The sequence below is a fragment of the Leucobacter soli genome (assembly GCF_042659205.1).
GTDB classification, from domain to species: Bacteria; Actinomycetota; Actinomycetes; order Actinomycetales; family Microbacteriaceae; genus Leucobacter; species Leucobacter soli.
The window spans coordinates 1-2,372 of the sequence record NZ_JBHSRW010000298.1; the positions used below are offsets into that span (position 1 = coordinate 1).

Below are 2,372 nucleotides of genomic sequence, written 5' to 3' on the forward strand. Positions count from 1 at the left end.
GGCGCGCGAGGCGCTGCCGGTCTTCGAGGCCGGCGCAAGCATCGCCACGCGCGCGGCGAGCGGCAAGGTGCTGAACGCGCTCGCTGCCGTGATGCCCGAGCTGTGGGGCGGATCCGCCGACCTCGCCGGCTCGAACAACACGACGATCGCCGGCGCGCCGTCGTTCGTGCCTGCGCACCATTCCACGAAGGCCTGGCAGGGCGACCCCTACGGGCGCGTCCTGCACTTCGGTATCCGCGAGCACGCGATGGCGGCGATCCTCAACGGCATCCAGCTCCACGGGAAGACCCGCAGCTACGGCGGCACCTTCCTGCAGTTCGCCGACTACATGCGCCCCGCCGTGCGCCTCGCCGCGCTCATGGACATTCCGAGCGTCTTCGTCTGGACCCACGACTCCATCGCCCTCGGCGAGGACGGTCCGACGCACCAGCCGATCGAGCACCTCGCCGCCCTGCGCGCGATCCCGAACCTCGCCATGGTGCGTCCCGCGGATGCGAACGAGGTCGCGATCGCCTGGCACGAGATCCTGACCCGCCACGGCGGCCCCACCGGCATCGCCCTCACCCGCCAGAACGTGCCGGTGTTCCCGCGCGGCGCCGTCGACGGCGCCGCGAACGGAGCCGAGTTCGCCAGCGCCGAGGGAGTCCGTCGCGGCGCCTACGTGCTGGTCGACTCCCCCACCGGCAGCGTCGACGTCCTCCTGATCGCGACCGGCAGCGAGGTGCAGCTCGCCGTCGAGGCGCGCGAGCAGCTGGCCGCCGAGGGGATCGGCGCCCGAGTCGTGAGCGCACCCTGCCTCGAGTGGTTCGCCGAGCAGAGCCCCGAGTACCGCGAGGAGGTCCTCCCCGCCGCAGTCACCGCCCGGGTGAGCGTCGAAGCCGGGATCGCGCTCGGATGGCGTGAGCTGATCGGCGATCGCGGACGATCGGTGTCGATCGAGCACTTCGGCGCCTCCGCCGACTACCAGACGCTGTTCAGAGAGTTCGGCATCACGACCGAGGCCGTCGTCGCGGCGGCGCGGGGCTCGCTCGCCGGCTGATCATCGCACGGTGCAGCACCAAGCATCACGACGCAGGACGACGCAAGAAGGGAACCCCATGAGCAACGCGCGCACCGCCTCGTTGAGCGCCGCAGGCGTCAGCATCTGGCTCGACGACCTCTCCCGGAATCGTATCGAGAGCGGCGAGCTCGAACGCCTCATCGAATCGCACGATGTGGTCGGCGTGACCACGAACCCCACGATCTTCGCGGCGGCGATCGGCGGCGGGATCGGCTACGGCGGCCGGATCGCCGACTGCGCAGCCCGCGGGTTCGACGCCGCGCAGACGATCGTGGAGCTGACCACGGCCGATGTCGCCGACGCCTGCGACATCTTCTCGACCGTCTTCGAGACGAGCGACGGGCGCGACGGGCGGGTCTCGATCGAGGTGGAGCCGGGCCTGGCGAAGGACACCGCTGGGACCATCGCCCAGGCGGCGGAGCTCTGGGCGAAGGTCGATCGACCGAACGCGATGATCAAGATCCCTGCGACGCTCGAGGGGCTCGAGGCGATCTCCGAGACCATCGCGGCGGGCATCAGCGTCAACGTGACGCTCATTTTCTCGCTCGAGCGGTACCGGCAGGTCGTCAACGCGTACCTGACCGGCCTCGAACGCGCTCGAGCAGCCGGCCGCGACATCTCGAAGATCCGATCGGTCGCATCGTTCTTCGTCTCTCGGCTCGATACCGAGATCGACGCGCGGCTCCGCGAGATCGGCACGCCCGAGGCGCTGGAGCTCACCGGCCGGGCGGGCGTCGCCAATGCCCGCCTCGCGTACGAGGTCTTCGAGCAGGCCTTCTCGAGCGAGCGGGCCCGTCTGCTTCTCGATCTCGGTGCGCATCCGCAGCGTCCGTTGTGGGCGTCCACCGGCGTGAAGGACCCCGCGCTGCCCGATACGCTCTACGTCTCGGAGCTGGCGGCGCCCGACACAGTGAACACCATGCCGGAGGCGACGCTGCTGGCCTACGCCGATCACGGCGAGAGCAGCGGCGACGCGATCGCGGGGACCGCCCTGGAGTCGAACCAGCTGCTGAATGCGGTCGATGCGCTCGGCATCGACTATGCGGAGGTGACTGCGAAGCTCGAGAGCGAGGGACTCGACAAGTTCGAGGCGTCGTGGAACGAGCTGCTCCGGACGGTCGAGGACGCGCTCGGACGCGCGCGATGAACCTGCCGGTGCCGAGCCTGCGACTGGGCCCGGGGGTCGATCCCGGAACCGCGGATCTGCGCCGCCTCGTCGATGACCGCTTCGCCGGCCGCCTCTTCGCCAAGGACGCGACGCTGTGGGGCGAGGCCGCCCGACCGGAGGCCGCGCAGCGGCTCGGCTGGATCG

General features: G+C 70.6%; 2 protein-coding genes. Both read left to right on the plus strand.

Translation table 11 applies throughout. The features are described 5' to 3' along the window. A partial coding sequence (locus ACFPZL_RS12360; RefSeq protein WP_382335650.1) for a transketolase-like TK C-terminal-containing protein occupies nucleotides 1-1,039 on the plus strand: 1,039 nt, incomplete at its 5' end. Between the two features lie 58 nt (nucleotides 1,040-1,097). Further along, nucleotides 1,098-2,207, plus strand: coding sequence for a transaldolase (tal, locus tag ACFPZL_RS12365; RefSeq protein ID WP_218116076.1), 1,110 nt, complete (start codon nucleotides 1,098-1,100; stop codon nucleotides 2,205-2,207). Nucleotides 2,208-2,372 lie beyond the last annotated feature (165 nt).